The sequence below is a fragment of the Novosphingobium sp. FG90 genome, from assembly GCF_057808725.1.
Window position 1 is genome coordinate 1 of the sequence record NZ_JBMDIO010000051.1, and the last position, 26,580, is coordinate 26,580.

Here is a 26,580-nt window from a genome sequence, read left to right on the forward strand (position 1 = left end):
AACCAAGGACCCGCTGATTAAGAGTCAGCTGCTCTACCAACTGAGCTATGCGTCCACGCTACCTGTCCTCGAAGGGCCTTGCGGCCCCGCCGGTCGGCGGCGGAGAGGCCCCTATAACGGCAGATTTTTGGATTGGAAGCGAAAACTTGAAAAAGTTTCAGGAGAATGACCCTCTGCCCTGATTCCAACGGTTTACGGCCATGATGGTGCCAAGGCAGATCATGTTGGTGAGCATCGAAGTGCCGCCGTGGCTCATGAAAGGCAGGGGGATTCCGACCACGGGCGCAAGGCCCATGACCATCATCAGGTTGATCATCACGTAGAAGAACATCGTCGCGGTCATCCCCGCAGCGAGCAGGCTCGAGAAGCGATCCGGCGCGCGCCGGGCGACGCCCATGCCCCACCCGATCACCACGGTGAACACGAAGAGCACGAACAGTCCGCCCATCAGGCCCCATTCCTCGGACATGGTCGCGAAGACGAAGTCGGTGTGCGGTTCGGGAAGGTACTGCAGGTGGCTCTGGGTGCCATTGCCGAAGCCCTTGCCGAAAATCCCGCCCGAGCCGATGGCGATCTTGGACTGGGTGATGTGGTAGCCGGTGCCGAGCGGATCGCCCTCCGGATCGAGGAAGACGAGCACGCGGTTGCGCTGATAGTCGTGCAGGAGCGTGAAAAACGCGATCGGGGCGATGACCATGAGGGCACCGCCTGCGCTCAGGAACCACCACAAGGGAAGCCCGGCGAGGAACATCGTGACAACCCCGCCGAAGCACACGGCCGTGGCGGTGCCGAGGTCAGGCTGGATCAGCACGAAAAGCGCCGGAACACCGATCAGCACGCCCGCCGGGACGAGCCCGCGCCAGCTTGCCGTCATTGCATGGGGCAAGGTCTCGTAGAAACGGGCCAGAACGAGAACGATGGCTGGCTTCATCAGCTCGGATGGCTGCAGGGACATGAAACCCAGGTTGAGCCAGCGCTGACTGCCGCCGCCAACCGCGCCGATCAGTTCGACGAGCACGAGCAGTATCAGTATCCCTCCGTAGACGGGGTAGGCCGCCATCCGGAACAGGTTGCGGCTCATGCGTGCGATGATCATCGCCATGACCAGAAACACGCAGAAACGGACGACGTGGCTCAGAGCATAGGGCTGCAGGCTGCCGCCAGCAGCAGAATAGAGCACCGCCGCGCCCAGGCCGACCAGGCCGCACAGGGGGATGATCATCTGCCAGGGCTGGCGCGAGATCGCCTCGGGAACGATGGAGCGGCTCACTGCGGCGATCCTCCGGACGTTGGCGTCGGGGCAGGCGAGGGCGGTGCCTCGGGCCGGTCGGCTTCGTCTGCAGGTTCGGGCGCAGGCGACTGCGCTTCGCTGATCGGCTGGCGCGGTTCGTTCGACTGGTCGGCGCCTTGCAGCTTCCTGCGCTCGTCGTCGGGCGATATCCTAGGGGCGCTGATGCCGTACTCCGCTGAATAGGCCCGGAAACGGGCGTCGAGCCGCTCCTTCGCGGTGCCGCCCCACTTCGTTTCGAGCTCGGTGAGCACTTCCATGCCCTTCTCCTTGTCGAAGATGTAGGTCAGCACATCGCGTGCGATCGGATAGGCCGCGCCGGAACCGCCGCCATGCTCGACGACGACGGAACAGGCGTAGCGCGGGTTGTCCGCAGGGGCGAAGCAGATGAAGTGGCCGTGGTCGCGATGCTTCCACAAGCCGCCCTTGCCGTTCCCGACGTTGAGGCCGACGACCTGCGCGGTGCCGGTCTTGCCCGCCAGCTTGATGTCGGGGAACGGCAGGCGTGCATGAGGGGCCGATCCGGGGCCGTTGGCGACGTCCGACATGGCCTGCCGGATATATGCCAGATGCTCCTCCGGCACGCCGAGGGAGGCCTGCTTCTCATGCTCGTGCCCGTGGATCAGCTTTGGCATGATGATCCTGCCGCTGGCGATCCGTGAGGCCTGGATCGCCTGCTGCAGCGGGTTTACCAGGAAGTAGCCCTGACCGATCGTGGCGTTGACCGTATCGAAGGTCTGCCATTCCTTGTCGTACTTCTTGAGCTTCCAGGCCGGGCTCGGCACCGTACCATAGGATTGTCCCGCCACCGGCAATGGGAAATCCTGCCCGAGGCCAAGCCGCTTGGCCATGGCCGCGATCGGGTCCATGCCGATGCGCTGGGCGAAGTGGTAGAAGTAGACGTCACAGCTTTGGTAGATACCCTTGGCCATATTGACCTGGCCGTGGCCGCGCCTTTGCCAGCAGTGAAAGACGCGATTGCCTACCCGAAGGCCGCCGCCGCAGAACACCGACTCGTTGGGGTCCAGCCCCGCTTCCATGAACGACAGCGCGACCATCGGCTTGACCGTCGAGCCCGGCGGATAGAGCCCACGCAGCACCTTGTTGCGCAGCGGCACGTGGTCGTCGTCCGACAGCATCTTCCATTCGAGACGGCCGATGCCGTCGGAAAAGCTGTTGGGGTCGAAGCTGGGCATCGAACACATCGCGAGGATGTCGCCCGTCTGGCAGTCCATCACCACCACGGCCGCCGATTCCGGCCCGATGCGGCGGGCGGCGTAATCCTGGATGCCGGCGTCGATGGTCGTCTTGATGGTCTTGCCGGGAATGTCCTCGCGAGTGTCGAGGTCGCGCACGATGCGGCCCGAGGCGGTCACCTCGACGCGCCGCGCCCCAGGCGTGCCGCGCAATTCCTTCTCGTAGAACTTCTCGAGCGCGTCCTTGCCCAGCTTGTAGCCGGGAGTCAGCAGGACGGGATCGTGGTCTTTCTCGTACTCCTCGGCCGAGGCAGCGCCGACGTAGCCGATCAGGTGGCCGACCGAAGGCCCTGTGGGGTAGAAGCGAGAGTAGCCACGCTGCGTGACGACGCCGGGCAGGTCGGGCAGGCGCACGCTGACCGAGGCGAAGCGCTCCCAATCGAGGCGCGAGGCGACCTCGACCGGGGCGAAGCCGTGCGAGCGGTCCAGCTTGTCCTGCAGATCCTGCATCGCGATCGGTGAGAGCGAGAGCAGCTTGCCCAGTTCGGCAATGGTACGTTCCGGATCGCTCATCCGCTCGGGTATCACGTCGACGCGGAAATCGGCGCGGTTGGAGGCGAGAGGCTGGCCGTTGCGATCGAGAATCCATCCGCGACGCGGCGGGATCAGCGAGAGATTGACGCGGTTGCTTTCGGCCTTGAGCTTGTATTTCTCGTTTTCAAAGACCGAGAGATACGTCATGCGCGCGGCGAGCAGGCAGCCGATGCCGCCCTGTATGCCCCCGACGACGATGGTGCGCCGGTCGAAGCTGTTGCGCAGGGTGCCGTTGGTGACGTGCGGGGCGCGGATCAGGCGCCTGAAATTGAACTTCATGAGTTGGACTTCATCGCATGACCACGAAGGGGGTCAGGCGAATGCGGTCCATAAGGGCCACGAAACGTCCGACGAGCGGGTATATAATCACGGAAATCACGACCTGGGGTACGATGACACGAAGGGGGGCGGAAGCGCCGGCAATGTTCGACACGCCGAGGCACAGTATAATATACGCCACGATGAGCCCGATCGCCACCAGCCACTCGGTAAGGAAGTTGCGCCAGGGCAAACGTGTCTCGACATGATCCAGGACGATCGTCGAGAGCGACCACAGCAGCACGGCGGTGCCGAACGGCGATCCCGAAAACAGGTCGTCGAACAGGCCGAGCGGCAGTCCGGCCCACATCGGCATCAACCCGGGGCGCAGTTGGCGCCAGGCGATGAACATCAGGAACCCGAGCGGAGGCAGTACCGGCGCGGAAGCGATCAGGACCCAGCCCGGCGCCATTGATCCCAGCGCCACTATCAGCCAGGGCACCGCGCTCGCGATGGTGCGCGAGGGCTTGCGGTTGATCCTCTGCCTGACGACCGTGTCGTTGCCGGACAGCAATGGCACGATCACTCGCTCCCGGGCGCGGGTTCGGCGGGCGGCGGTGGGGGCGGGGGCGCCCAGGCGTGCTCTACGACGACGTAGTCGGTATCGGAAGGGTTGCTCAGCACCCGCGCCACCGCACCGTCACGCAGCAGTTCGGTTATGACCGAGAGCGGCGTATTGGGGCGATAGAGGCCTCCCGAGCCGGAAGTCACCATCACGTCGCCCTTGCGCAGCGGATTGAGGCCGAGGTTGACGAGGCGGATACGAATCGTGCCGTCGCCGTGCCCTTGTGCGAAGGCGGGCACGCCGTCCTTCGCGCGGCGGACCGGAACGACGCTCTCGGTATCGGTGATGAGCAGCACGCGCGCGCTCGACATGCCCACTTCGAGGACGCGGCCGACGAGGCCCATCGGCGAGCGGACCGGCATGCCCTTGGCCACCCCCTTGTCGGTGCCCGCGCCGAGCGTCGCGAAACGGCGCGTGCTGGCGCCGGTGGAACTGACGAGACGGGCGTAAGCGACCGGCTGTGCATCGTCTTCGCGCAAGTCCAGCAACTGCTTGAGGCGGCGATTTTCGGTTTCGGTCGCCTGAGCCCGGGCGATGCGCACCTTCGCTTCGGCCAGTTCGCGTTCAAGACGGGCATGTTCGCGACCGGACAGGAAGAAACCGCCGATCTCGGCCATGAAATCCTTGCCGGCACGACGTCCGCCCGCAGTCGCCTGTGCGGGTGATTCCGTCAGGTCGGCAGCAGCGCCGCGCAAGCTTGAAAAGGCATTCGGGTTGACGATCGAGACGACGAGCAGAACAAGTCCGACCACGGCGCCAAGTACGCCGGCGGTGTACTGGAAGAACGTCGAATACTGCGCCCTGCGCGAAAAGCCGGAGCGCCGATTGGCTGGCGGTGCCATGCGCCATGCACTCCTGTCATTCCCGCGCGGCGGTCCGGTGCAGGTGGTCCGCCGCGCCTTTCAGGAAGCCTCGTACCGTCGCTTGGCACCGAGGCTTCCGCACATCATCAGGCGGACATCAGGACGCCGCGATAGACCGGGTCTTCCATCGCACGGCCGGTGCCGAGCGCGACGCAGGACAGCGGATCTTCGGCGACGCTGACGGGCAGGCCAGTTTCTTCACGCAGATAGTCGTCGAGGCCCTGGATCAGCGCGCCGCCGCCGGTCAGGACGATGCCCTGGTCGACAATGTCGGCGGCCAGTTCCGGCGCCGTGTTCTCAAGCGCGATGCGCACGCCTTCGATGATCTGGCCGATCGGCTCGGCCAGCGCCTCGGCGACGTTGGCCTGGGTGATGGTGATTTCCTTGGGCACGCCGTTGACGAGGTCGCGGCCCTTGATGTGGATCGTCTCGCCCACGCCGTCGGCCGGCATGATGGCGATACCGTAATCCTTCTTGATGCGCTCCGCCGTGGCGTCGCCGATCAGCAGGTTATGGTGACGGCGCACGTAGGACACGATCGATTCGTCCATCTTGTCACCGCCCACGCGCACCGAGGTGGTGTAGGCGAGGCCGCGCAGCGAGAGCACCGCGACTTCGGTGGTGCCGCCGCCGATATCGACCACCATCGAGCCGACCGGTTCGGTGACGGGCATGTCGGCGCCGATCGCCGCGGCCATCGGCTCGAGAATCAGGTAGACCTGGCTGGCACCGGCGTTGCTGGCGGCATCGCGGATCGCGCGACGTTCCACCGAGGTCGAACCCGAGGGGACGCAGATCACGATCTCGGGATAGCGGAACAGGTTCTTCTTGCCGTGGACCTTGCGGATGAAGTGCTTGATCATCTCTTCCGCGATTTCGATGTCCGCGATGACGCCGTCGCGCAGCGGACGGATGGCCTCGATGTTGTCGGGGGTCTTGCCCATCATCATCTTGGCGTCGTCACCGACGGCCTTGACCTTCTTTACGCCGTTCATCGTCTCGATCGCCACGACCGAGGGTTCGTTCAACACGATGCCGCGATCCTGCACATAGACCAGCGTATTGGCCGTGCCGAGGTCGATCGCCATGTTCTGGGAGCCGAGTTTGAAGAATCGCGAGAAGGGGCCGGCCATCTAAAATCCGTTTCTTTCCAATCGCTTGCCGAATCAGTCTCGACAACGACGACAGGTGGTTTCGGGTGGGAGGGCTCCCCTTAGCCCATCGATTCGCGAAAGGCCAAAATTTTGTTCCCGATTCCGGGGGGAAACGATCATCGCCCGTCTCGAATTAGCGGCGCTTCGTCGCTAGTTTGATCCGCCGCCGCCACGGTGCGTCCATGACCCCGCAGCGACCTCTTTTGTCGAGACCCCGATGCCCACGATCCGCCGCCTGCCCGAACATCTCGTCAACCGCATCGCCGCTGGCGAAGTGGTGGAACGGCCGGCATCCGCGCTCAAGGAACTGGTCGAAAACGCCATCGATGCCGGCAGCACGCAGATCACCGTCCGGATCGCCTCGGGCGGGCTCGACATGATCGAAGTGACGGACGACGGTTGCGGCATGAGGCCGGACGAGATCGCCCTGGCGCTGGAGCGTCATGCCACCTCCAAGCTGCCGGACGAGGCTATCGAACTGGTAGCCACTTTAGGTTTCAGGGGCGAGGCGCTGCCATCGATCGGATCGGTCGCGTGCCTGACGATCGAAAGCCGCCCGCACGACGCGGCCGAAGGGTGGAAGCGGGTGGTCGATCACGGCACGGTCACCATTGACGCACCCGCTGCTCTGCCGCCCGGAACGCGCATCCGGGTCGAGGACCTGTTCGGCAAAGTGCCCGCGCGGCGCAAGTTCCTGCGCTCGCCGCGCTCGGAATATGCGGTCTGCCTCGACGTGGTGCGCCGTCTCGCCATGGCCCGGCCCGACGTGGGGTTCGTGCTGGAGCACGATGGCCGCCGCACCATTTCCGTGCAGCCGCGCGAGGAACTGGCCGCGCGAGTCGCCCGTCTGGTTGCTCGGGAGTTGGCCGAAGATGGCGTAATCATCGAGGCGGAGCGCGGATCGGCCCGGCTCAGCGGGGTTGCGGGCTTGCCGACCTACAATCGCGGTGTTGCCGATCACCAGTACATGTTCGTCAACGGGCGGCCGGTCCGTGACAAGCTGCTGGTCGGCGCGGTGCGCGGGGCCTATTCCGACATGCTCGCGCGCGATCGCCACGCGGTGCTGGCCCTGTTTCTTGAGATTCCACCTGAAGAAGTCGATGTAAACGTCCATCCTGCCAAGACGGAAGTGCGCTTTCGCGACCCCGCCTTCGTGCGCGGTTTCCTCGTCGGCGCGCTGCGCCACGCGCTCGAAGGCGCCGGTCAGAAGAGCGCGCAGGCGCCGCAGGCCGCAGCGATGAACATGTGGCAGGTGGAGCCGGTCACGCCCGCTCAGGCGCCGTCGATCGGCTCGCTGTTCGCCCGGGAATATTCGGCACCGCGCACCGTTTACCGGCCATCGCGCGTGTCGGAGGCCGGCACCGCCTGGCGGTCCTACGAGGCCGAGGTGATGGCCCCGCCCGCCGCACGCGCGGAAGCTGCGGAGGAAGCGAGCGAGGAGGCGCTGCGCTATCCGCTCGGGGTCGCGCGCGGGCAGGTAGCAGGGACCTATATCGTCGCCGAGGCGGAGGATGGGCTCGTCATCGTCGACCAGCATGCCGCGCATGAGCGCCTCGTGCTGGAAAAGCTCAAGGCTGCGGGGGCAGAGGAAGCGATGAACCGCTCGCAGGCGCTGCTGCTGCCCGAGGTCGTCGAACTGGAGGAAGCCGCCTGCGACGCATTGGAGGACAAGCTGGCGGAGCTTGCACGCCATGGCCTCATCCTCGAACGTTTCGGGCCGGCCGCGATGCTGGTGCGCGCGGTCCCCTCGGTACTGTCGAAGAGCGATGTCGGCGCGCTGGTGCAGGATGTGGCGGACGACCTTGCCCGCAATGGTGATGCCCTGTTGCTGGGGGAAAAGCTCGACCTCGTGCTGGCGACGATGGCGTGCCACGGATCGGTGCGGGCGGGCCGCTCGCTGTCGGTGGCGGAGATGAATGCGCTGCTGCGCGAAATGGAGCGCACGCCGCGCTCGGGCCAATGCAACCATGGCCGCCCCACGTGGGTTAAACTTGCCCACAACGACATCGAGAAACTGTTCGGGCGGAAATGATGCGAAGACATGTTATCGTACTGGCCGCGCTCGCCCTGCTGGCGGGGTGCGGCAAGGCAAGCCCTGCGCAGAAGGCGGCCGAGAACGCGCATGACGTCGCCATGGTCGAGCGGATGAGCAAGGAGCCTTTCAAGCCCATCGTGCCGGTCCCGATCACGGCCGTCGACATCGAGCGCTACGGGCTGGACAAGCCCGGGTGCAGCTTCGGCAAAGGACAGATCGGGAAGATTGGTCAGGATGGTCCGATCTTCATCGCCACCAGCGGCGAAGGCTTCATGCGCGTCGGCCCCGACCTCAAGCGCTTCGCCGCCAAGGATGAAAGTGCCGACCTGCCCGGCGGTGCGCGCACCACCTATGTCGGGCTGTCCAGCTGGGTCGACATCGTGCGCCTACCCGATTCCGGTCCTGGCGCGGAATCAGGCAGTGCCAGTGATCAGCAAACCTGGCCCGCTCGCCTGATCGTCCACGATTCTCAGGAGCGGGTGGCTTACCGGGCCGATGGCGTCATGCGGTGCCGCACCTGACCGGCTCTCAACCCATGGCCATCGGTTTGAACAGCATCCACAATGCCATGGCGACCATGAACACGTTCTCCAGCAGCGAGACGAAGCCGAGCGGCACGCTGCCCGAGCCGCCGACACAGGCGCACTTCAACTCGCGCTTCTGGACGTAGACCGCGTAATAGACCGAAGCTCCGCCTACGCTGCCGATGAACAGCGCCACCGGGATCGAAAGCCAGTTCAGCACGCCCGCCGCCATGAAGGCGCCCGCGAGCCATTCCAGCAACGGGTAGGCGTAGGCATAAGGGACAAGCCGCCGCGCCAGCAGGTCGTAACCGAGGAACATCGAGGAAAAGGTCTCCACATCCTGCAGCTTGAGCATGGCCAGCAGCATCATCGTGATCGCCACGAACCATTCCGCCGCGCGCACCGTCAGGACCGCACCGAGCGAAGCCCAGCTCAGGCCGAGCGCTATCGCCGCCGCCGTCCCGAAGACCCAGAGCACCGGCGCGTAGCTCACCCGCTTTGCTGCATCGTCGAGCCCGAAGAAGCGCCTGAGGTCGGAATGACCGCCGATCCGCTCGCCGTCGATGAAGGTCTGCGGCGTGGTCGAGACCCCGTGCCCGGCCTTGAACGCATCCACCTCGGCGCGCGTGGTCAGCCAGTGGTCCTCGACACGGTAGCCCCGGCTCTTCAGCAGATGGCGCGATTTCAGGCCGTAGGGGCAGACGTGCTTTTCCATGACCATCCGATAGAGGACGGCCGTCTTGGCGGGGGCTTGGTGATTGCTCATGCCGTGCTTATAACTCCCGTACCATGGTACGGAGTCAAGCATGGCCCTGACGATTTCCCAACTGGCCCGCGCGGGAGGCGTCGGCGTCGAGACGGTGCGTTTCTACCAGCGCAAGGGTCTTCTCCACGATCCGCGTCCGGCCAGCATTGGTGGTGCGAAAGGGCAGTGCCATTACGGCGAGGAGGACGTGCGGCGTCTGCGCTTCGTGCGCGCGGCCAAGGATGCCGGGTTCATCCTCGATGAAATTGCCGAACTGCTTGGCCTTGATGCCAGCGATGACAGGGCGCGGGCGCGCGAGATGGCGCAGGCGCGGATCACCCATCTCGATGAGGAAATCGCCCGGCTCGAACGGGCGCGGACCTCTTTGCGCAGGCTGGCACGCGAATGCGCTGGCGGTGGGACCGGACCATGCCCGATCATCGCCGCCTTCGAAGAGGGCGAGGGTCCAAGGGCCTGAGCATAAACCCCCACGGTCGTCCCAGCATTCGCCGGGACGACCGCATTGTCAGACGTTGAAACGGAAGTGCATCACGTCGCCGTCGGCGACGACATATTCCTTGCCTTCCTGGCGGAACTTGCCCGCTTCCTTGGCGCCGGCCTCACCCTTGCAGGCGATGAAGTCGGGGTAGGCGATCGTCTCGGCGCGGATGAAGCCGCGCTGCATGTCGGAGTGGATCGTGCCTGCGGCTTCGGGAGCCTTGGCGCCCTTGTGCACGGTCCAGGCGCGCGCTTCCTTGGGGCCGACGGTGAAGAAGGTCAGCAGTTCGAGCAATTCGTAACCGGCGCGGATGATGCGCGCCAGACCGGCTTCGGCAAGGCCCATTTCCTCAAGGAAGACCATGCGATCCTCCATGTCCATGCCGGTCAGTTCAGCCTCGATCGCGGCCGAGACGATGACGGCGCTGGCACCTTCGGCCTTGGCCTTTTCGAACACGCGCGCGGAGAAGGCATTGCCCTCGGCGGCGGCTTCTTCCTCGACGTTGCAGACGTAGAGCACGGGCTTTGCGGTGATCAGCTGCGCCTGCGCGAAGACGCGGGCCTCGTCCTCGTCCCTGGGCTGGGTCAGCCGCGCGGGCTTGCCGTCGCGCAGCAGGTCGAGCGCCTGACCGAGTACGGAGGCCACGATCTTGGCTTCCTTGTCGCCCTGCGTCGCCTTCTTCTGGGCGGCGGGAACGCGCTTTTCGAGGCTTTCGAGGTCGGAGAGCAGCAGTTCGGTCTCGACGGTGTCGGCGTCGGCGATCGGATCGACCTTGTTGTCGACGTGCTGGATGTCGTCGTTCTCGAAGCAGCGCAGGACGTGGATGATCGCGTCGACTTCGCGGATGTTGCCGAGGAACTGGTTGCCCAGCCCCTCACCCTTGGACGCGCCGCGCACGAGACCGGCGATATCCACGAACGACAGCTGCGTCGGGATGATCTTGGCCGAGCCCGCGATTTGCGCCAGCGCGTCGAGGCGCGGATCGGGCACGCCGACCTGGCCGACGTTCGGCTCGATCGTGCAGAACGGATAGTTGGCCGCCTGCGCCGCCTGCGTCTCGGTCAGCGCATTGAACAAGGTCGACTTGCCGACATTGGGCAGACCCACGATTCCGCAACGGAAACCCATCGAAAACTCCGAAAACTGTTTAAGGCGCGCCCATAGCGGGGTGAGCGCCGCTTGACCAGTTCGCCGATGAACTTGAGCATGGTTGACGGAAATTTCAGGTCTTGCCCCTAGTTCGGGCATCCATGAAACGTGCCAACCGTCTCGTCCTGCCTCTTGCCGCTCTCTCCTTCCTCGCAGCTTGCGGCGACAGCCCGGAAACCCTGCTCGCCCGCGCGAAGGAGGATTTTGCCGCAGGACACTATCAGGAAGCGCGCGTTCAGGTTGCGGCGGCCCTGCGCGAAAGACCTTCCGACGTCCAGATGCTCACGCTGCTCGTCGAAACCCATCTTCGCACCGGCGACCCGGACGGCGCGGAAGGCGCCATCGCCCGCCTTGAACGGGCAGGCGGCAAGGGTATCGCGCGAATGAAGGCCGAAGCGGCACTGCTGCGCCAGAATCCCAAGGAGGCGCTGGCTCTGCTCGGCGGGGATACGTCGATGGCGGGCTGGCGGGTGCGCGCCGAATCGCAACTGGCGCTGGGCGATGAGGCGGAGGCGCAGGCATCCTACGAGAAGGGCATGGCACAAGGCGGCGACATTCGTCTTGCCACGTCCTATGCCCGCTACCTCCTGCAGAACGAGGACCTTCCCCGCGCCGTAAAATTGCTGACGCGCATGCAGACGATGGCTCCGCGCGCTTATGAAACGCTTGTGATGGCTGGTGACCTTGCTTCCGCGCAAGGGCGTGATGACGAGGCTGCGCGCGCTTACCAGAAGGCGATCGACGCCTATCCCGATCGCGCCGCCCCGATGCTGGCGCTGGCCAGTCACTACGACGAAATCGGCAAGCAGGAGGCAGCGTCGAGACTCCTCGAACAGGCAGCCGAACTCGCGCCCGACGATCCTGAAGTGGAAGAACTGCGCATCCAGATCCTGGCGGAGAAGGGTGAGTGGGAGAAGATCCGCCTCGCCCTGCAAGGCAGGGAAGCACAGTTGGAGGCAGGCTCGGCGCTCAGCATGACCTATGGCGAGGCATTGCTGAACCTTGGTCATGCGGAGCAGGCGCGGCTCATCTTCAGGCGTGCGGCCCTTGTCCTTCCGGGCAATCCCTATTCACGCCTGATGCTGGGCCGGGCCGAGCTGGCCACGGGAGACAGCCAGAGCGCCTGGGCGATCCTCTCCCCGCTTGCTCGGAGCACCCTTGCGCGGCGCGAATTGCTGGAACCGGCGCTGCAGGCGGCCCGCCTGGTGGGCGCGCCGGAGCAAGCAGACCTTGAGGCAAGGCTCGATCCGGCGCGCCTCAAGGAGACGATGGCGCTCATCACGCAGGGCGAGAACGCGCTTGCAGGACGGCGCTGGGCGACGGCTGCGAACGTCTACGAGAGGTTGCTGGCCCGCGGCGAGGATGCCGAGGTGATGAAGCGCCTCGCGCTCGCCAGCAGCGAGATGGGCGACGCGACGACGGCGATCCGGTACGCCGACCGCGCTGTGTCGCTCGATCGCGGCAATGCGGATTATCTGTGCATGGCGGGCGTGGCGCGGTTGTCTGCAGGACAGGACCTCAACGAGGCGCGCCGTCTGCTGGAGGCCGCCGCATCGGTCGATCCGCGCAACCGAACGATCGCGCGCGCGCTGCGCAAAGCAAAAGCCGCCGCCGGTCAGGACCGGCAGCGGCTGTAGGATCGACCCCGCGGGGAAATGCGAGGGCCGGACCGTTCTTGCCCGGCGTGCGATAAGCCGCCGGGGTTGCGGAACGATCAGGCGCGCGCCTTGCGGCGGCGCGCGTAGGCGAGGCCGATCAGGCCCGCGCCAAGCATGCCGAGCATGCCGGGCTCCGGAACCGCGGTGCCGCCCGAAGAGGTGCTGGTGGTGCCGCCAGAAGTCGAGGTGGTGGTGCCGCCGGACGTCGTAGTGGTCGTACCACCCGACGTCGAAGTCGTCGTACCGCCCGAGGTCGATGACGTGGTGGTGCCGCCCGAGGTGGTCGTGGTGCCGCCAGAAGTCGAGCTGCTGGTCGAGCCGCACATCTTCGAGCCGCTCTTGTGGCTGCATCCGCAGTAGTGCTTGTGATTGCCCGAGGTTGCGCTGGCGGGTGTGCTCATCGCGACGGTGGCGCCAGCGGTGATCGAGAGCGCGATCAAGGTCTTGCGGATCATTGGTAGTCGTACCCCTAGTTGCCCGTGTTGGTTGACAACCAATACGCAATCACCGTGCCAATCGCCTATTTTCGCCGATTTTCAAGAAATCGCACTGGTCCGGTCGTGCACTTTGTAAGCTAACTCGACACCCTCAGCCCTGCTGGCGGAGCGCAACGTCGTTCATGAAGCGGGCATCGTCGCCGCTCGCCAGCCTGTCTGCTTCACCTGCGAGGGCTCCCAGCATGTCGGCAAGGGGATCCATCTCGGCTTTGGCATAATTGCCCAGCACATAGCCGTGGACCCGGTCCTTGTGCCCGGGATGACCGATGCCAAGCCGCACACGGCGAAAGTCCGCACCGAGATGCTGGTCGATGGAGCGCAGGCCGTTGTGCCCGGCGTGGCCGCCGCCCTGCTTCACCTTCACCTTGAACGGGGCAAGATCGAGTTCGTCATGGAAGACGGTGAGGGCGGAGATATCCAGCTTGTAGAAGCGCATCGCCTCGCCAACCGAGCGGCCGCTATCGTTCATGAAGGTCGCGGGCTTGAGCAGCAGCACCTTGTCGCTGCCGATGCGCCCTTCCTGCAGCCAGCCCTGGAACTTCTTCTGGACCGGGCCGAACCCGTGAACCTCGGCGATGGCGTCGGCGGCCATGAAGCCTACGTTATGGCGGTTGAAGACGTATTGGGGGCCGGGATTGCCCAGACCGACCCAGAGCTGCGTGGCCATTGTAACTCCTTCTCAGTCCTCTCCCGGTAGGGGGAGGGCATGGCAAAGAAAAGGCCCTCCCTGCGAGTTGCAGGAAGGGCCAATTCTTACCGGGAAGCGGAAAGGGCTTACGCGCCTTCGGCTTCGGCCGCTGCTTCGCCTTCTTCGCTGCGCAGGGCAGAGGGAGCGGCGATCGTCGCGATCGTGTAGTCGCGGTCGGTGATCGCGCTCTCGACGCCCTTGGGCAGCTTGACGTGGCTGATGTGGATCGATTCACCCACGTCGAAGCCGGTCACGTCGATGGTGATCTCGTGCGGGATCTTCTCGGCGTCGCAGACCAGTTCGAGGTCGTGGCGAACGATGTTCAGCACGCCGCCGCGCTTCAGGCCCGGCGAAAGCTCTTCGTTCTCGAAGACGACGGGCACGTTGACATGCACGGTCGCGCCCTTGGCGAGACGCAGGAAGTCGGCGTGGAGCGGACGGTCGGTGACCGGGTGGAAGGCAACGTCCTTGGGCTGGGTGCGGAACTTCTTGCCGTCGACTTCAAGCTCGATGATCGAGTTGAAGAAGTGGCCGGTTCCGAGCTGGCGGGCCAGCTCCTTTTCCTGAACGTGGATCGCGAGGGGCTCTTCGTTGCCGCCGTAGATCACGGCGGGGACGCGGCCATCACGACGCAGTGCACGGGAGGCTCCCTTGCCAGCCCGATCACGCGTCTCGGCCGGCAGGTTAAGCGTATCGCTCATGGGACTTGCCTTTCAAAACTGGATAATAGTGCGATGTCGCGCCGCTCATCGGTGCACACCGTCCTGCCACGCCTCCAGGGATGACCATGACAGGAAGGCGCGGCCCTTACTGGGAGACGGGCGGAAAAGCAAGAGCGTTGGCGCGGGGTGCCTTTTACCCGCGTCATGTTTTCCGTCATCCTGAACTTGTTTCAGGATCCATTATGCAGCCCGCTCAGCGTTGTGACGAAGTAAACCGACCGCGCCGCTGGTGAGTCGATCTTCCGGCACCAACCGCCTGATGGACCCTGAAACAAGTTCAGGGTGACGAAGTGAGTAGCGAGAGGGCGCTCACTCCACCCGCGTGACCGTGAACCCCTCGGCCGTCAGCATTGCGGGCAAGCCCTCAGTCCCGGCCATGTGCGCGGCGCCCACGGCCACGAAGGGCTTTTCGCCGGAGCGCACCGCCTGCGCGATACGGCCGGTCCAGCGCCGGTTGCGCCCGGTGAACAGCACGGCGCGCAGTTCCGGGTCGGCGAGCAGCCCGGAGCGGGTCTCGGCCTCGATCGCCTTCATATCGCCCTTGCGCCAGCTGGCCGAGAGATCGTGGTCGGGCTTGGCGGCCTCGGTGACGACGGCGGCGAGGAGGTCGCGCTGTTCGCGCTCGGGCAGGGCGTCGAACAGGCCGAGCTGTGCGGCGGCGCCTTCCAGTTCCACCACCGGCCGCTGTCCGGCCGAGGCGATCACCGCGCGATCGACGCCGTTGCGCGTATCACCTTCGTCAGCCCCGGCGCGGGCGAGGGTCAGGGCTGCGGCCCAGGTGTCCATCGCCGCGAAGTCGCCGTCCTCATGACCGCTCTTCTTTAGAAGGGCGGCAAGGTTGGCCTGATATTTCGCCGCCACGCGCGCGGACAACGGCGGCTCGTTCTCGCTGCGCGCAAGGCTTGCGAACGTCGCACCGACTTCGGCTTCGTTGGCAAGGTTGCCGACTTCGACCATGATCGTCCCGGCTTCGTCCAGTGCCGCGCTCACCCTGGGCGTGCGCCAGGCGAGGGGGCGCTCGGCGCTGTGGATCGTGCCGAAGAGCCAACCGATATGCCCTGCGCGATCCTCGACCCGCCAGAGAGCGGGATCGGCCTGCTGTGGCTTACCCGAACAGGCAACCAGCCCCAAGACAGCCAGCAGCACGGCAATGCGACGGATCATGTGCTATTGCACCCGCGTGGAGGAAATGCCTGCGGCGGCAAGCTGGTCCTGCACACTCCCAGGCCCGGCGAGATGTCCGGCGCCAACGGCGACGAACACCGTGCCGGGCTTGTCCAGCCGTGCCTTGAGCCACTTGGCCCAGTTGGCGTTGCGGTCGGTGATGAGCACTTTCCTGATCTCGGGATCGCTTTCGTCCTCGTTCATCAGTTCGGCGAGGTGGTCGGCATCGCCGGTCTTCCACGCAGCCACCATCCTGTCGACGTCGGCCTTCACATCCGGCAGGGCCTCCACCACTTCATCAAGGTAGGCGCGCTGGGTCGGCTCGGAAAGGTTGTCGAACAGGCCAATCTGGTAATCGACCGTCTCGAAGGCATGGTTGGCCAGATGCCGAGCCCGTGCCCTGGCGGCGACCTGCTGGTCGATGCCGGTCTCGGTATTGTAGCCGGCGGTCTTGAGCGGGATCAGCGTCAGCATCAGAGCGGCGAACCAGGCGTCGTTGGCGTCGAAAGCCTGCGCCGGAATGCCGATCGAGGTCAGCGCGCCCTCGTAGGCGGTGCGCTCCTTGTCCGAAAGAGTATCGCGCAAAGACTTGCCGTCCTTGCGCGCAGCCATCTGCAGGATCGTGCCCTGCGCCTGCTCGGTGTCGTCGATTGGAATTTCCGTCACCAGTTCCTGCGCGCTGTCGAGCGCCTTGGCGACCGGACCGGCGTACCAGTCCACCTGCTCGGGCAGGACGTGGATCGTGCCGAACAGCCAGATCGTAGTGTCCTCGTCCGCGACTTTCCAGAGCGCTGGGCGGACAGCGGGCGCCTGAACGGCCTCCTGCGCCAAGGCCAGCGGCGATGACAGGGCGGTAAAGGCAAGCAGGGCGGAGCCGAGCCAGTTGCGAAGTCTGATGCGGGCGGGGGGGCGGATGCGGGCAGGGGTCATGGCATTCCTATCGGGCAGGAGACTGTAAGGATGGATGAACGGATCAGCGCCAGCGGCGCCAGCCCCACCCGATGCACCAGACGATGCAGACCATCAGGCAGATCGCGACGCCGTTCGGTTCGGGCAGCAGCCCGCCGCGCCAGGCCAGCCACCACGCCGGCGCCACCGTGACGAAGGAATAAAGCCCGGCCATCGCACCGAACTCATATTCGGCACGCTCTATTTCATCGAGGGTGGTGTGCCAGTAGAGCGACAAGGCGACGGTGACGATCCACGCCACCAGCACTGCCAGCGTAAGCGGAAGGCTCAGGGGCGTTGCTGCAAACATGTTCGCAAGGCCATGCGCCGGATCGTCGTGACTGACTTGCATCTGCCATGCGAACCCGGCGGCCACGCCGATAATCGTCGAGATGCCGAGCGAGGCATAAAGCGCGATCCGTGACCGGCGAACCTGCGGACTGCGCGGCAACGCGAGATTGCCTCGCGCCGAGAATATCAGCCATCCTCCGGCGACGAGCGCCAGCGCGGCCAGCGCGAGGCCGATCACGACGCCGGTGCGGAACTCGCCGTGCTCGCGCCATGCGGCGAACACGCCCGCGGCGATCCCCGCGCCGAAGATCGCAAGGAAGAACCCGCCGCCAAGCCTCAGGGCGACGCCGAAAGTGCCGAGCGGCTTCTTGGTCTCAGCGATGTCCGTCATCGAAAATCTCCTCGATGGAAAGGGCGAACAGCCGCGCTAGACGGAACGCCAGAGGGAGCGAGGGGTCGTGCTTGCCGGTCTCGATCGCGTTCACCGCCTGGCGGGACACGTCGAGGCGTTCGGCAAGCTCGGCCTGGCTCCAGTTGCGCTCCGCGCGCAGCACTTTCAGCCGGTTGTTCACGTTCAGGCCAGCGGGGCGAGGACCACGATGCGCGAGACGGGCTCGGCATGTTGGGCGCTCGGTTGAGAATGCGACCGGGGCGCGGCGTCCGCTTCGAAGGCGATCAGCGCCACGGCGAGCGCGGTCAGCGCCATCGCCAGCAGCACGATCACCTTGTGTTCGGCGCGCGGCGCGGGGTGGCCCCAGCAGAGGTAATTGCGGCGTTCCTCGGCATTGGCGCCGGGTTTGCCGAACAACAGGGTTTCCAGAACGCTGCGAACGGTGACGTTCTTGAACAAGTCAGTCATGATGCACCTCGTCATGAAATCCTGACCAAATGTCAGGTATGCATGACTTTATGTCGCGATTCGCTGACCATGTCAACAAAACCTGACATTGCCCGATCACGGAGGCTGTACCGCAATGCTTTGTGTTGTTGATTTGACAGCCCCGATCCGCCAAAGGCCGCCCATTCGCATAAACGACGGAAAATCGATGACCGCCGCCAAACAGCCGCTCAGCTTCCAGGACATGATCCTGACGCTCCACAATTTCTGGAGCGCGCAGGGCTGCCTGATCCTGCAGCCTTACGACATGCGCATGGGCGCAGGCACCTTCCACCCCGCCACGACGCTGCGCGCGCTCGGTCCCGAGCCGTGGAAGGCCGCCTATGTCCAGCCCTCGCGCCGCCCGACCGACGGGCGCTACGGCGAGAACCCGAACCGGCTGCAGCACTACTATCAGTATCAGGTGATCCTGAAGCCGAACCCGGAGAACCTTCAGGAACTGTACCTGCAGAGCCTCGCCGAGATCGGCGTCGATCCGCTGGAACACGACATCCGCTTTGTCGAGGACGACTGGGAAAGCCCGACGCTGGGCGCCTGGGGTCTGGGCTGGGAGGTCTGGTGCGACGGCATGGAAGTGACGCAGTTCACCTACTTCCAGCAGATGGGCGGCTTCGACTGCAAGCCCGTCGCGGGCGAACTGACTTACGGCCTCGAACGTCTGGCGATGTACATTCAGGGCGTGGATTCGGTCTACGACCTCAGGTTCAACAACGAAGGCGTGAGCTACGGCGACGTCTTCCTCGCCAACGAACAGCAGCAGTCGAAGTACAACTTCGAGATCGCCGATACCGATGCGCTGTTCGCCGGTTTCAAGGCCGCCGAAAACGAGTGCAATCGCTGCATCGACGCCAAGGTGCCGCTCGCGGCCTACGATCAGGCGATCGAGGCGTCGCACCTGTTCAATCTGTTGCAGGCGCGCGGCGTGATCTCGGTGCAGGAACGCGCCAGCTACATGGCCCGCGTGCGCGATCTCGCCAAGGGATCGTGTCAGGCGTGGATCGACGTGAACAAGGACAAGTGGGAAGCCAAGTTCCCCGGGTGGACCGTATGAGGCTTCGACAAGCTCAGCCTGAGCGGGGTGGAGAAGGGCGTCTTGCCCCAACTCCGCTCGTCCTGAGCCTGTCGAAGGACCACAGCACCTACCTATCAACCCGCGAAACGGGCCACTGACATGACCGACTTCCTTCTCGAACTGCGCAGTGAAGAAATCCCCGCCCGCATGCAGGCAGGCGCGCGCGCCGACCTGGAAAAGCTGCTGCGCAAGGAACTCGCCGCCGCAGGCGTCACGCCTGGCCAGATCACCGTGTGGTCCACGCCGCGCCGCCTTGCGCTGATCGCCAATGGCCTGCCGGAGGTGACCGAGGCCGTCAGCGAGGAGACCAAAGGCCCCGCCACCAGCGCGCCCGAACAGGCGCTCGATGGCTTCCTGCGCAAGACCGGCCTGACGAAGGGCCAGCTCGAAGTCCGCGACGTCAGGGGCAAGGACACCTACTTCGCCGTCGTCGAGAAGCCCGGCCGCGCCGTCAGGGACGTGCTGGCAGAGGCGATCCCCGCCATCGTGCGCGCCTTCCCCTGGCCCAAGTCGCAGCGCTGGGGCGCCGCGTCGATCGGCACGGATTCGCTGCGCTGGGTGCGCCCGCTCTCCGGCATCGTCGCCATTCTGGGCGAGGATCTTGTCGAGTGCGAAGTCGGCGGCATCCGCTCGGGCTATGCCACGAAGGGCCACCGCTTCCACGCGCCCGGCGAGATCACCATCGGCGGCGCGCATGACTATGCCCGCAAGCTGTCCGCCTGCCACGTCATCGTCGACCATGTCGAACGCCAGGACCTGATCCGCGACGAGGCGCGCAACGTCGCTGCCGTAGCCGGTCTCAAGCTGGTCGAGGACGAGGGGCTGGTGATCGAGAACGCCGGCCTCACCGAATGGCCGGTGCCGCTGCTCGGCCGCTTCGACGAGGCGTTCCTCGAAGTCCCGCCCGAGACGATCCAGCTGACCGCGCGCGTCAACCAGAAGTATTTCGTCTGCGAGGATGCCGACGGCAATCTGGCGGATGCCTTCGTCTGCACCGCCAACATCGACGCCACCGACGGCGGCGTGGGCATCGTCGCGGGCAACCGCAAGGTTCTGGCTGCGCGCCTGTCCGACGCGCGCTTCTTCTGGCAGCAGGACCGCAAGGTTTCGCTGTCGGATCAGGCGAAGAAGCTGGCCCGCATCACCTTCCACGAAAAGCTGGGCACCGTCGCCGACAAGGTCGAGCGCGTCGCCAAGCTGGCCGAGTGGCTGGCAGCCGAGGGCATCGTCCCGAACTGCGATCCGGCGCTGGCGCGTCAGGCGGCGGAATTGTGCAAGGCCGATCTCGTCACCGAGATGGTCGGCGAGTTCCCCGAACTGCAGGGCCTTATGGGCGGCTACTACGCCCGCGCCGAGGGCCTGCCCGATGCCGTCGCCGACGCCATCCGCGACCACTACAAGCCGGTTGGGCAGGGCGACGAAGTGCCCACCGCGCCGGTGACAGTGGCAGTGTCGCTGGCGGATAAGCTGGATACGCTGGCTGGATTCTATTACATTGGTGAAAAGCCGACCGGTTCAAAAGATCCTTTTGCCCTTAGACGAGCCGCACTTGCCATTATCAAAATACTGATGGCGTCCAATATACGGCTGTCTTTAATACCGACACTCTTGAAGCATATGGCTTCGGTTCATGATGACGCAGTGAAGAATGAGGAAACCATTCTTGATCGCGCTAGAACGGCCGCAGGTTTGGAACCCGGTGCGATCGTCATCGGCGATAGCATTGTCAACGAAGAGATCATCGAACTCCTCGACTTCTTCGCCGACCGCCTCAAGGTCCAGCAGAAGGAAGCAGGTGTTCGCCACGACCTGATCGACGCGGTGTTCGCGCTCGGCGGTGAGGACGATCTCGTCCGCCTGCTCGCCCGCGTCCATGCGCTGCAGGCGTTCGTCGGCAGCGAGGACGGGGCGAACCTTCTCGCGGGCTACAAGCGCGCCGCCAACATCCTGCGCAAGGAGAACTGGGCGGCGTCCGATGCTGCACCCGCGCACCCGCACACCGGTGACGAGGACCCGCTCGAAAACGTGGACGATCCCGACATGCAGGAAATCTATGCTGCAGCGGGTTCGGCCCTCGGCTATGCGGCCGAACCGGCTGAGCAGGCGTTGATCGATGCGCTCGATGCTGCGGAACCTCGGGCGGCCACGGCCGTTGCTGCAGAAGATTTCGCAAGTGCAATGAGCGCATTGGCATCGCTTCGTGCGCCTATTGACGGGTTCTTTGATCAGGTGACGGTCAACGATACTGACTCCATAAAAAGAACATCTCGTCTTGCACTGCTTGATCGCTTCCGTGCTGCGGTGCACAACGTAGCGGATTTCTCGCGGATCGAGGGGTAGGAGGGTTTCCCCACGGTCTGCATTCTTGCGCAAAAATCCCGGAGATTTGGGACTAATGACTAAGCAGGTCTACACGTTCGGCGGCGGCGTAAAGCACGACGATCCGCGCGCGAAGGACAAGGTGATCACCGGAGGCAAGGGTTCGAACCTTGCCGAGATGGCCGGAATCGGCCTGCCGGTGCCGCCGGGCTTCACCATCACCACCGAAGAATGCGTGAAGTATCTCGCGGAGGGCGCGAACTTCTCGGACGAACTGCGCGCCGAAGTGGCCGCCGCGCTGGCCCATATCGAAAAGTCGGTCGGCAAGTCCTTCGGTGATTCTACTGATCCGCTGCTGGTCTCGGTCCGCTCGGGCGCGCGCGTCTCGATGCCGGGCATGATGGACACCGTGCTGAACCTGGGCCTGAACGACGTGACCGTGGAGGGTCTTGCGTCGACTTCGGGTGACGACCGCTTCGCATGGGACAGCTACCGCCGCTTCATCCAGATGTATTCGGACGTCGTGCTCGGCGTCGAACACCATCTGTTCGAGGAAGCGCTGGAGATCGCCAAGGAAGACAACGGCTACGACAACGACGTCGAACTGACCGCGAACGACTGGCGCAAACTGGTCAAGCAGTACACCGCGATCGTCGAGCGTGAACTGGGCAAGCCCTTCCCGCAGGACCCGCAGGACCAGCTGTGGGGCGCGATCCAGGCCGTGTTCGACAGCTGGGACGCCGACCGCGCCAAGGTCTACCGCCGCCTCAACGACATCCCCGGTGACTGGGGCACCGCCGTCAACGTGCAGGCCATGGTCTTCGGCAACATGGGCGATACCTCGGCCACCGGCGTCGCGTTCACCCGCGACCCGGCGACCGGCGAGCGCGCCTACTACGGCGAATGGCTGGTCAACGCGCAGGGCGAGGACGTCGTCGCCGGCATCCGCACCCCGCAGTACCTGACCAAGGCCGCCCGCGAGCGCGCCGGTGCCAAGCCACTGTCGATGGAAGAGGCGATGCCAGAGGCCTACGCCGAACTCGCCGCCGTGTTCGACCTGCTCGAAAAGCACTACCGCGACATGCAGGACATCGAGTTCACGGTGCAGCAGAACAAGCTGTGGATGCTGCAGACCCGCTCGGGCAAGCGCACCGCCAAGGCTGCGCTCAAGATGGCGGTCGACATGGTCGAGGAAGGCCTGATCGACGAGGCCACCGCGATCAAGCGCGTCGATCCGATGGCGCTCGACCAGCTGCTCCACCCCACGCTCGACCCCAAGGCGCCGCGCGACATTCTCGGCAAGGGCCTGCCCGCATCGCCGGGCGCGGCTTCGGGCGCGATCGTGCTCGACGCCGACACCGCCGAGAAGCGCGCGGAAATGGGCGAGGCAGTCGTCCTCGTTCGCGTGGAAACCTCGCCTGAGGACATCCACGGCATGCACGCGGCGAAGGGCATCCTCACCGCACGCGGCGGCATGACCAGCCACGCGGCGGTCGTGGCGCGCGGCATGGGCCGCCCTTGCGTCTCGGGCGCATCGGGCCTGTCGATCGACATGAAGACCCGCACCCTGCGCCTCGGCAACCGCGAGCTGAAGGAGGGCGACCTCATCACCCTCGACGGCGCCAACGGCGAGATCATGGCGGGCGAAGTCGCCACCATCGAGCCGGAACTGGCAGGCGATTTCGGCACGCTCATGGAGTGGGCCGACAAGCACCGCCGCATGAAGGTGCGCACCAACGCCGAGACGCCCGCCGACTGCAAGATGGCCCGCCAGTTCGGCGCCGAGGGCATCGGCCTGTGCCGCACCGAGCACATGTTCTTCGACGCCACCCGCATCTCCGCCGTGCGCCAGATGATCCTGGCCGAGGACGAGAAGGGCCGCCGCGAGGCGCTCGCCAAGCTGCTCCCCGAACAGCGCGCCGACTTCCAGGCGATCTTCGAGGTGATGGCGGGCCTGCCCGTCACCATCCGTCTGCTCGACCCGCCGCTTCACGAATTCCTGCCGCACAGCGATGCGGAATTCGCGGAACTGTCGGACGCGATCGGCATCGGCGTGGATACGCTCAAGCGCCGCGCGGACGAACTGCACGAGTTCAACCCGATGCTCGGCCATCGCGGTTGCCGCCTCGGCATCACCTTCCCCGAGATCTACGAGATGCAGGCCCGCGCCATCTTCGAGGCAGCCTGCGACGTCGCAGCGGCTTCGGGTGAAGCGATCGTGCCGGAAGTGATGATCCCGCTCGTCGCCACCAAGCGCGAGCTGGCGATCTTGAAGAAGGTCGTCGATCAGGCTGCGGCCAAGGTGTTCGAGGAGAAGGGCAAGACGCTCGACTATCTCGTGGGCACCATGATCGAGCTGCCGCGCGCGGCGCTGATGGCGGGCGAAATCGCGGAAGAGGCGAAGTTCTTCTCGTTCGGTACCAACGACCTGACGCAGACCACGCTGGGCGTCTCGCGCGACGACGCCGCGCGCTTCCTCAGCCCCTACGTCGAGAAGGGCATCTACCCGCGCGATCCGTTCGTCAGCCTCGACATCGAGGGCGTGGGCCAGCTGGTCCAGCTCGGCGCCGAGCGCGGCCGTGCGACCTATGCCGACCTCAAGCTCGGCATCTGCGGCGAGCACGGCGGCGACCCGGCCTCGATCGCGTTCTGCGAGAAGGTGGGTCTGGATTACGTCTCGGCCTCGCCCTACCGCGTGCCGATCGCGCGTCTGGCGGCGGCTCAGGCCGCGCTGGCGTAAAAGCGCGTAGAACCCGGCCGAGGTGATCCTCCGGCCGGGTTTAAAAACTCGTCACCCTGAACTTGTTTCAGGGTCCATCGCGCCGCGAATCCGGAGCGTCAGGCAGCAAGCCGCCAATGCGGTTGGCGACACCACGTTCCGGGGCAGGCTGCCATATGGACCCTGAAACAAGTTCAGGGTGACGATGCTTTGTCCGGCGGGTCTGCGTCAGCGCTTCCAGCCGGACAGCGTCATGATCTCGAACCGCTCGACCGTGCGGCCGCCCTCACCGGCGGCCGCAAACGCATCGTGTGCGCGCGCCAGCCCCGCCTTGCCAAACGCCGGACCGGGATCGGCGAGCACATTGGCAAGCCCCTGCGCGCGCAGGTCCCCGACGAGCCGCCCGAGGCTGCGGAACACCACGTCCAGATGGCGATGGTCCGCCACCGGATCGGCATAGAGCGTCCGCTGGAGCAGCTGCGCACCGGCACGCACATCCACCGAGGGGTGAAGACGCGGGGCAGGGCGCTCGCCGTCCGCCGCCAGCATCACCTCGCGCATGACCGGCAGGCTGCCCGAGCCGAGGAAGCTGGCGATCAGCAGCCCGCCCGGTGCCAGCGCCTTGCGTGCGTGAACGAAGGCGCCGGGAAGGTCGTTGACGCTGTCCAGCGTGCCGAGGCTGGCGATGAGGTCGAAGCCGTCGAACGGCCAGGGCTGTTCCTCGACAAAGCCGATGGCCGGGTCCACCTCGGTCACCTCGACGCCCTGCGCCCGTAGCGCCAGAGACAGCGCGCCCGAATAGTCGCCGACCACCAGTGCCGTCTTCGGTTCGAAGCGCAGGAAGGAGAGGCGTTCGAGCACGTCCTCCACCATGTCGTCGATCAGGTAGCGCGGCGCATCCGGCTGCTGCTGGAGCCGGAGCATCCGGCGGCGCAGGGCGATGCGGCGGGCGGGGGAGAAGATGCGGGGGGGAGCCTTGGTTGCCATGGATGCTCCCCTGCCGCGTCGATGAAAACCTTGCAATGCCCTCGTGGCGTGCTTGTCCTGCAACAGAGCGTGAATAGGATCGCGCCATGGGTTTGGGACAGGTCCTTGCACCGCTCGTAGATCTGGTGTTTCCGCCGCGGTGTCCGCTGTGCGGGGCGGCGATCGGCTCGGCGGCGGGGCTCTGTGCGGATTGCTGGAGTACGCTGGCGATCCCGGGCGATCCGGCCTGCGCGGCCTGCCAGCGGCCTTTCGGCGATACGATGCCGCAGGGCGGCACCTGCGCCCCGTGCCTTGCCGATCCGCCGCGCCATGCCGGGATCGCGGCCGCGACGCTCTACAACGAACCTTCGCGCAAGCTGGTGCTGGCGTTCAAGCATGGAAATCGCATCGCGCTCGCGCCGATGATGGCCGGGCTGATGGTGCCCAAGCTGCCTTTCGTCGAAGCCGACTGGCTGCTGGTGCCGGTGCCGCTGCATCGCTGGCGGCTGTGGAAACGCGGCTACAACCAGGCAGCCGAACTGGCCCGGCAGGTCGGGCGACACAGTGGCGCGCGGCTTGCAGTCGATACGCTGGTGCGGCGCAAGGCGACGCGCTCGCTGGGCGGCATGGGCAAGCTGGCGCGCAAGCGGGCCTTGTCGGGTGCCATTGCCGTCCACCCGAAGCGAAAGGCAGCCCTAAAGGGTGCGAAGGTTGTGCTCGTCGATGACGTGCTGACCAGCGGTGCCACCAGCGATGCCTGCGTTTCGGCGCTGAAGCGGGCAGGGGCGGAGCGGGTGGTGATCGCCTGCTTCGCCCGCGTGCTGGATGAAGCGCTCGATGCGACCTGAGGCGATTCAGGCTGAATACGAAAACGCCCGGAACCTTTTGAGTTCCGGGCGTCCTCGTGACGAAACTGTTTGAACCCTGCTTGCGCAGTTCAGCGGTGCCCCTGATACCGCCTGGTCCGATCCCTCATCAAAGCATTCCCTGAACCGTGGCCCGCTTTCCGTTTCAGACCGGTGTTCCTTGCCGAACACTTGCCTGCGAGCGACCTGTGGGTCAGAAGCAGCCCCCCAGCTGCAAAGCCAGAATTCATCGAATCGTCTTTTTTGGAAAGGGACTTCGCTGATGGACGTGGATTTTGGTCCCTTGCTGTGGCTGTGGTGCAACAATTATGCCGCTGTTAGCGGGAACAGGGATTAGTCCGAGGATGACAGACGTGACAGCCGCCGAGCGTGAACTGGGAACAGCGTTCCTGCCGCGCTTCGACGCCCAGGGATTGCTCATCGCCATCGCCGTCGATTCGCGCTCGCGCGAGATCCTGATGGTCGCCTACATGGATGCCGAGGCGCTGGCGAAGACGCGCGAGACGGGGCTGGCGCACTTCCATTCGCGCTCGCGCGGGAAGCTGTGGCTGAAGGGCGAGACTTCGGGCCATTTCCTGCGCGTCGAGGAAATTCGCGTCGATTGCGATCAGGACGCGCTGGAATTGCGAGTGACGCCCGAAGGTCCGGCCTGTCATACCGGCGCGCGCAGCTGCTTCTACCGGCGGCTCGACGGTGAAGTTCTGGAACGTACCGGGGATCATCCGCCGCATTCTTGACAATTATCGCCAAATAGGTTATATACCCCAACATCCGGAGCGGCGCAGATCACGTCGCTCCGGTGTATCGGGTCGGCGTCGTGGGCCGGGATGCGGTTTCAAGCC

Annotated in this window: 25 protein-coding genes; 9 read left to right on the plus strand and 16 right to left on the minus strand. The window is 65.3% G+C overall.

Going from position 1 to position 26,580, the window contains the following annotated elements:
• Nucleotides 1–157 precede the first annotated feature (157 nt).
• The 5 genes from rodA to ACODRZ_RS24780 all read right to left on the minus strand — a co-directional run bounded on the left by rodA (nucleotide 158) and on the right by ACODRZ_RS24780 (nucleotide 5,957).
• Nucleotides 158–1,270, minus strand: a complete 1,113-nt coding sequence (gene rodA, locus ACODRZ_RS24760; protein WP_488970907.1) for a rod shape-determining protein RodA — start codon at nucleotides 1,268–1,270, stop codon at nucleotides 158–160.
• On the minus strand, nucleotides 1,267–3,357 hold the full coding sequence (gene mrdA / locus ACODRZ_RS24765) for a penicillin-binding protein 2 (RefSeq protein WP_488970908.1): 2,091 nt from the start codon (nucleotides 3,355–3,357) through the stop codon (nucleotides 1,267–1,269). Before mrdA ends, rodA begins: the two co-directional genes overlap by 4 nt.
• A gap of 10 nt (nucleotides 3,358–3,367) precedes the next feature.
• A complete protein-coding gene (mreD, locus tag ACODRZ_RS24770) occupies nucleotides 3,368–3,916 on the minus strand; it encodes a rod shape-determining protein MreD (RefSeq protein WP_488970909.1) in 549 nt (182 codons plus the stop codon).
• A 2-nt stretch (nucleotides 3,917–3,918) separates the two neighbouring features.
• On the minus strand, nucleotides 3,919–4,803 hold the full coding sequence (locus tag ACODRZ_RS24775; protein ID WP_488970910.1) for a rod shape-determining protein MreC: 885 nt from the start codon (nucleotides 4,801–4,803) through the stop codon (nucleotides 3,919–3,921).
• Nucleotides 4,804–4,910: 107 nt separating this feature from the next.
• Nucleotides 4,911–5,957 (minus strand): rod shape-determining protein, encoded by a 1,047-nt coding sequence (locus tag ACODRZ_RS24780; RefSeq protein WP_488970911.1) that lies wholly within the window; start codon nucleotides 5,955–5,957, stop codon nucleotides 4,911–4,913.
• A gap of 238 nt (nucleotides 5,958–6,195) precedes the next feature.
• Here ACODRZ_RS24780 and mutL point away from each other — a divergent pair, with 238 nt between their 5' ends.
• Nucleotides 6,196–8,010 carry a DNA mismatch repair endonuclease MutL gene (mutL, locus tag ACODRZ_RS24785; RefSeq protein ID WP_488970912.1) on the plus strand — a complete coding sequence of 605 codons (1,815 nt, stop codon included), beginning with the start codon at nucleotides 6,196–6,198 and terminating at the stop codon, nucleotides 8,008–8,010.
• Entirely contained in the window at nucleotides 8,010–8,534 is a 525-nt protein-coding gene (locus tag ACODRZ_RS24790; RefSeq protein WP_488970913.1) for a hypothetical protein, read from the plus strand. Before mutL ends, ACODRZ_RS24790 begins: the two co-directional genes overlap by 1 nt.
• A 7-nt stretch (nucleotides 8,535–8,541) precedes the next feature.
• Here ACODRZ_RS24790 and ACODRZ_RS24795 read toward each other — a convergent pair whose 3' ends face one another.
• The gene (locus tag ACODRZ_RS24795) at nucleotides 8,542–9,303 is read right to left on the minus strand and encodes a MauE/DoxX family redox-associated membrane protein (RefSeq protein WP_488970914.1); all 762 of its coding nucleotides are present in this window, start codon (nucleotides 9,301–9,303) and stop codon (nucleotides 8,542–8,544) included.
• 40 nt (nucleotides 9,304–9,343) lie between these two features.
• Here ACODRZ_RS24795 and ACODRZ_RS24800 point away from each other — a divergent pair, with 40 nt between their 5' ends.
• Nucleotides 9,344–9,760, plus strand: coding sequence for a MerR family transcriptional regulator (locus ACODRZ_RS24800; RefSeq protein WP_488970915.1), 417 nt, complete (start codon nucleotides 9,344–9,346; stop codon nucleotides 9,758–9,760).
• A gap of 48 nt (nucleotides 9,761–9,808) precedes the next feature.
• Here ACODRZ_RS24800 and ychF read toward each other — a convergent pair whose 3' ends face one another.
• Entirely contained in the window at nucleotides 9,809–10,909 is a 1,101-nt protein-coding gene (gene ychF / locus ACODRZ_RS24805; RefSeq protein ID WP_488970916.1) for a redox-regulated ATPase YchF, read from the minus strand.
• 122 nt (nucleotides 10,910–11,031) lie between these two features.
• Between ychF and ACODRZ_RS24810 the strand changes: the two genes are divergently transcribed.
• Nucleotides 11,032–12,567, plus strand: a complete 1,536-nt coding sequence (locus ACODRZ_RS24810) for a tetratricopeptide repeat protein (RefSeq protein WP_488970917.1) — start codon at nucleotides 11,032–11,034, stop codon at nucleotides 12,565–12,567.
• A gap of 77 nt (nucleotides 12,568–12,644) precedes the next feature.
• Here the strand turns inward: ACODRZ_RS24810 and ACODRZ_RS24815 are convergent, their stop codons facing one another.
• The 8 genes from ACODRZ_RS24815 to ACODRZ_RS24850 form a co-directional block, all read right to left on the minus strand.
• The gene (locus ACODRZ_RS24815) at nucleotides 12,645–13,043 is read right to left on the minus strand and encodes a PEP-CTERM sorting domain-containing protein (protein ID WP_488970918.1); all 399 of its coding nucleotides are present in this window, start codon (nucleotides 13,041–13,043) and stop codon (nucleotides 12,645–12,647) included.
• 133 nt (nucleotides 13,044–13,176) lie between these two features.
• Nucleotides 13,177–13,752, minus strand: coding sequence for an aminoacyl-tRNA hydrolase (gene pth, locus ACODRZ_RS24820; RefSeq protein ID WP_488970919.1), 576 nt, complete (start codon nucleotides 13,750–13,752; stop codon nucleotides 13,177–13,179).
• 107 nt (nucleotides 13,753–13,859) lie between these two features.
• Complete coding sequence (locus ACODRZ_RS24825; protein ID WP_488970920.1) at nucleotides 13,860–14,474, minus strand: 50S ribosomal protein L25/general stress protein Ctc; 615 nt, start codon at nucleotides 14,472–14,474, stop codon at nucleotides 13,860–13,862.
• A 330-nt stretch (nucleotides 14,475–14,804) separates the two neighbouring features.
• Entirely contained in the window at nucleotides 14,805–15,659 is an 855-nt protein-coding gene (locus ACODRZ_RS24830; protein ID WP_488970921.1) for a TraB/GumN family protein, read from the minus strand.
• Nucleotides 15,660–15,662: 3 nt separating this feature from the next.
• A complete protein-coding gene (locus ACODRZ_RS24835) occupies nucleotides 15,663–16,589 on the minus strand; it encodes a TraB/GumN family protein (RefSeq protein ID WP_488970922.1) in 927 nt (308 codons plus the stop codon).
• A 43-nt stretch (nucleotides 16,590–16,632) separates the two neighbouring features.
• Nucleotides 16,633–17,289 (minus strand): hypothetical protein, encoded by a 657-nt coding sequence (locus ACODRZ_RS24840; protein WP_488970923.1) that lies wholly within the window; start codon nucleotides 17,287–17,289, stop codon nucleotides 16,633–16,635.
• Nucleotides 17,273–17,470, minus strand: a complete 198-nt coding sequence (locus ACODRZ_RS24845; RefSeq protein ID WP_488970924.1) for a helix-turn-helix transcriptional regulator — start codon at nucleotides 17,468–17,470, stop codon at nucleotides 17,273–17,275. Before ACODRZ_RS24845 ends, ACODRZ_RS24840 begins: the two co-directional genes overlap by 17 nt.
• 2 nt (nucleotides 17,471–17,472) lie before the next feature.
• Nucleotides 17,473–17,757 carry a hypothetical protein gene (locus ACODRZ_RS24850; protein WP_488970925.1) on the minus strand — a complete coding sequence of 95 codons (285 nt, stop codon included), beginning with the start codon at nucleotides 17,755–17,757 and terminating at the stop codon, nucleotides 17,473–17,475.
• A 187-nt stretch (nucleotides 17,758–17,944) separates the two neighbouring features.
• Between ACODRZ_RS24850 and ACODRZ_RS24855 the strand changes: the two genes are divergently transcribed.
• The 3 genes from ACODRZ_RS24855 to ppdK all read left to right on the plus strand — a co-directional run bounded on the left by ACODRZ_RS24855 (nucleotide 17,945) and on the right by ppdK (nucleotide 23,927).
• Nucleotides 17,945–18,847 carry a glycine--tRNA ligase subunit alpha gene (locus ACODRZ_RS24855; protein WP_488970926.1) on the plus strand — a complete coding sequence of 301 codons (903 nt, stop codon included), beginning with the start codon at nucleotides 17,945–17,947 and terminating at the stop codon, nucleotides 18,845–18,847.
• Nucleotides 18,848–18,967: 120 nt separating this feature from the next.
• Nucleotides 18,968–21,208 (plus strand): glycine--tRNA ligase subunit beta, encoded by a 2,241-nt coding sequence (gene glyS / locus ACODRZ_RS24860; RefSeq protein ID WP_488970927.1) that lies wholly within the window; start codon nucleotides 18,968–18,970, stop codon nucleotides 21,206–21,208.
• A gap of 55 nt (nucleotides 21,209–21,263) precedes the next feature.
• Nucleotides 21,264–23,927, plus strand: a complete 2,664-nt coding sequence (gene ppdK / locus ACODRZ_RS24865; protein ID WP_488970928.1) for a pyruvate, phosphate dikinase — start codon at nucleotides 21,264–21,266, stop codon at nucleotides 23,925–23,927.
• Nucleotides 23,928–24,134: 207 nt separating this feature from the next.
• Here the strand turns inward: ppdK and ACODRZ_RS24870 are convergent, their stop codons facing one another.
• Nucleotides 24,135–24,893 carry a methyltransferase domain-containing protein gene (locus ACODRZ_RS24870; protein WP_488970929.1) on the minus strand — a complete coding sequence of 253 codons (759 nt, stop codon included), beginning with the start codon at nucleotides 24,891–24,893 and terminating at the stop codon, nucleotides 24,135–24,137.
• Nucleotides 24,894–24,979: 86 nt separating this feature from the next.
• On the opposite strand from ACODRZ_RS24870, the gene ACODRZ_RS24875 reads away from it, so the two are divergent.
• Together ACODRZ_RS24875 and hisI are read left to right on the plus strand one after the other, a co-directional pair.
• Complete coding sequence (locus ACODRZ_RS24875; protein WP_488970930.1) at nucleotides 24,980–25,720, plus strand: double zinc ribbon domain-containing protein; 741 nt, start codon at nucleotides 24,980–24,982, stop codon at nucleotides 25,718–25,720.
• 362 nt (nucleotides 25,721–26,082) lie between these two features.
• Complete coding sequence (gene hisI, locus ACODRZ_RS24880; protein ID WP_008831862.1) at nucleotides 26,083–26,475, plus strand: phosphoribosyl-AMP cyclohydrolase; 393 nt, start codon at nucleotides 26,083–26,085, stop codon at nucleotides 26,473–26,475.
• Nucleotides 26,476–26,580: the final 105 nt, after the last annotated feature.

Coding starts and splice junctions, on each gene's coding strand:
- ACODRZ_RS24875 (WP_488970930.1), top strand. CDS start 24,980: ATGGGTTTGGGACAGGTCCTTGCACCGCTCGTAGATCTGGTGTTTCCG.
- pth (WP_488970919.1), bottom strand. CDS start 13,752: ATGGCCACGCAGCTCTGGGTCGGTCTGGGCAATCCCGGCCCCCAATAC.
- ACODRZ_RS24840 (WP_488970923.1), bottom strand. CDS start 17,289: ATGACGGACATCGCTGAGACCAAGAAGCCGCTCGGCACTTTCGGCGTC.
- ACODRZ_RS24830 (WP_488970921.1), bottom strand. CDS start 15,659: ATGATCCGTCGCATTGCCGTGCTGCTGGCTGTCTTGGGGCTGGTTGCC.
- glyS (WP_488970927.1), top strand. CDS start 18,968: ATGACCGACTTCCTTCTCGAACTGCGCAGTGAAGAAATCCCCGCCCGC.
- ACODRZ_RS24810 (WP_488970917.1), top strand. CDS start 11,032: ATGAAACGTGCCAACCGTCTCGTCCTGCCTCTTGCCGCTCTCTCCTTC.
- ACODRZ_RS24780 (WP_488970911.1), bottom strand. CDS start 5,957: ATGGCCGGCCCCTTCTCGCGATTCTTCAAACTCGGCTCCCAGAACATG.
- ACODRZ_RS24835 (WP_488970922.1), bottom strand. CDS start 16,589: ATGACCCCTGCCCGCATCCGCCCCCCCGCCCGCATCAGACTTCGCAAC.
- hisI (WP_008831862.1), top strand. CDS start 26,083: ATGACAGACGTGACAGCCGCCGAGCGTGAACTGGGAACAGCGTTCCTG.
- ACODRZ_RS24790 (WP_488970913.1), top strand. CDS start 8,010: ATGCGAAGACATGTTATCGTACTGGCCGCGCTCGCCCTGCTGGCGGGG.
- ACODRZ_RS24815 (WP_488970918.1), bottom strand. CDS start 13,043: ATGATCCGCAAGACCTTGATCGCGCTCTCGATCACCGCTGGCGCCACC.
- ppdK (WP_488970928.1), top strand. CDS start 21,264: ATGACTAAGCAGGTCTACACGTTCGGCGGCGGCGTAAAGCACGACGAT.
- mrdA (WP_488970908.1), bottom strand. CDS start 3,357: ATGAAGTTCAATTTCAGGCGCCTGATCCGCGCCCCGCACGTCACCAAC.
- ychF (WP_488970916.1), bottom strand. CDS start 10,909: ATGGGTTTCCGTTGCGGAATCGTGGGTCTGCCCAATGTCGGCAAGTCG.
- ACODRZ_RS24850 (WP_488970925.1), bottom strand. CDS start 17,757: ATGACTGACTTGTTCAAGAACGTCACCGTTCGCAGCGTTCTGGAAACC.
- ACODRZ_RS24800 (WP_488970915.1), top strand. CDS start 9,344: ATGGCCCTGACGATTTCCCAACTGGCCCGCGCGGGAGGCGTCGGCGTC.
- ACODRZ_RS24825 (WP_488970920.1), bottom strand. CDS start 14,474: ATGAGCGATACGCTTAACCTGCCGGCCGAGACGCGTGATCGGGCTGGC.
- mutL (WP_488970912.1), top strand. CDS start 6,196: ATGCCCACGATCCGCCGCCTGCCCGAACATCTCGTCAACCGCATCGCC.
- ACODRZ_RS24795 (WP_488970914.1), bottom strand. CDS start 9,303: ATGAGCAATCACCAAGCCCCCGCCAAGACGGCCGTCCTCTATCGGATG.
- ACODRZ_RS24855 (WP_488970926.1), top strand. CDS start 17,945: ATGACCGCCGCCAAACAGCCGCTCAGCTTCCAGGACATGATCCTGACG.
- ACODRZ_RS24870 (WP_488970929.1), bottom strand. CDS start 24,893: ATGGCAACCAAGGCTCCCCCCCGCATCTTCTCCCCCGCCCGCCGCATC.
- ACODRZ_RS24775 (WP_488970910.1), bottom strand. CDS start 4,803: ATGGCACCGCCAGCCAATCGGCGCTCCGGCTTTTCGCGCAGGGCGCAG.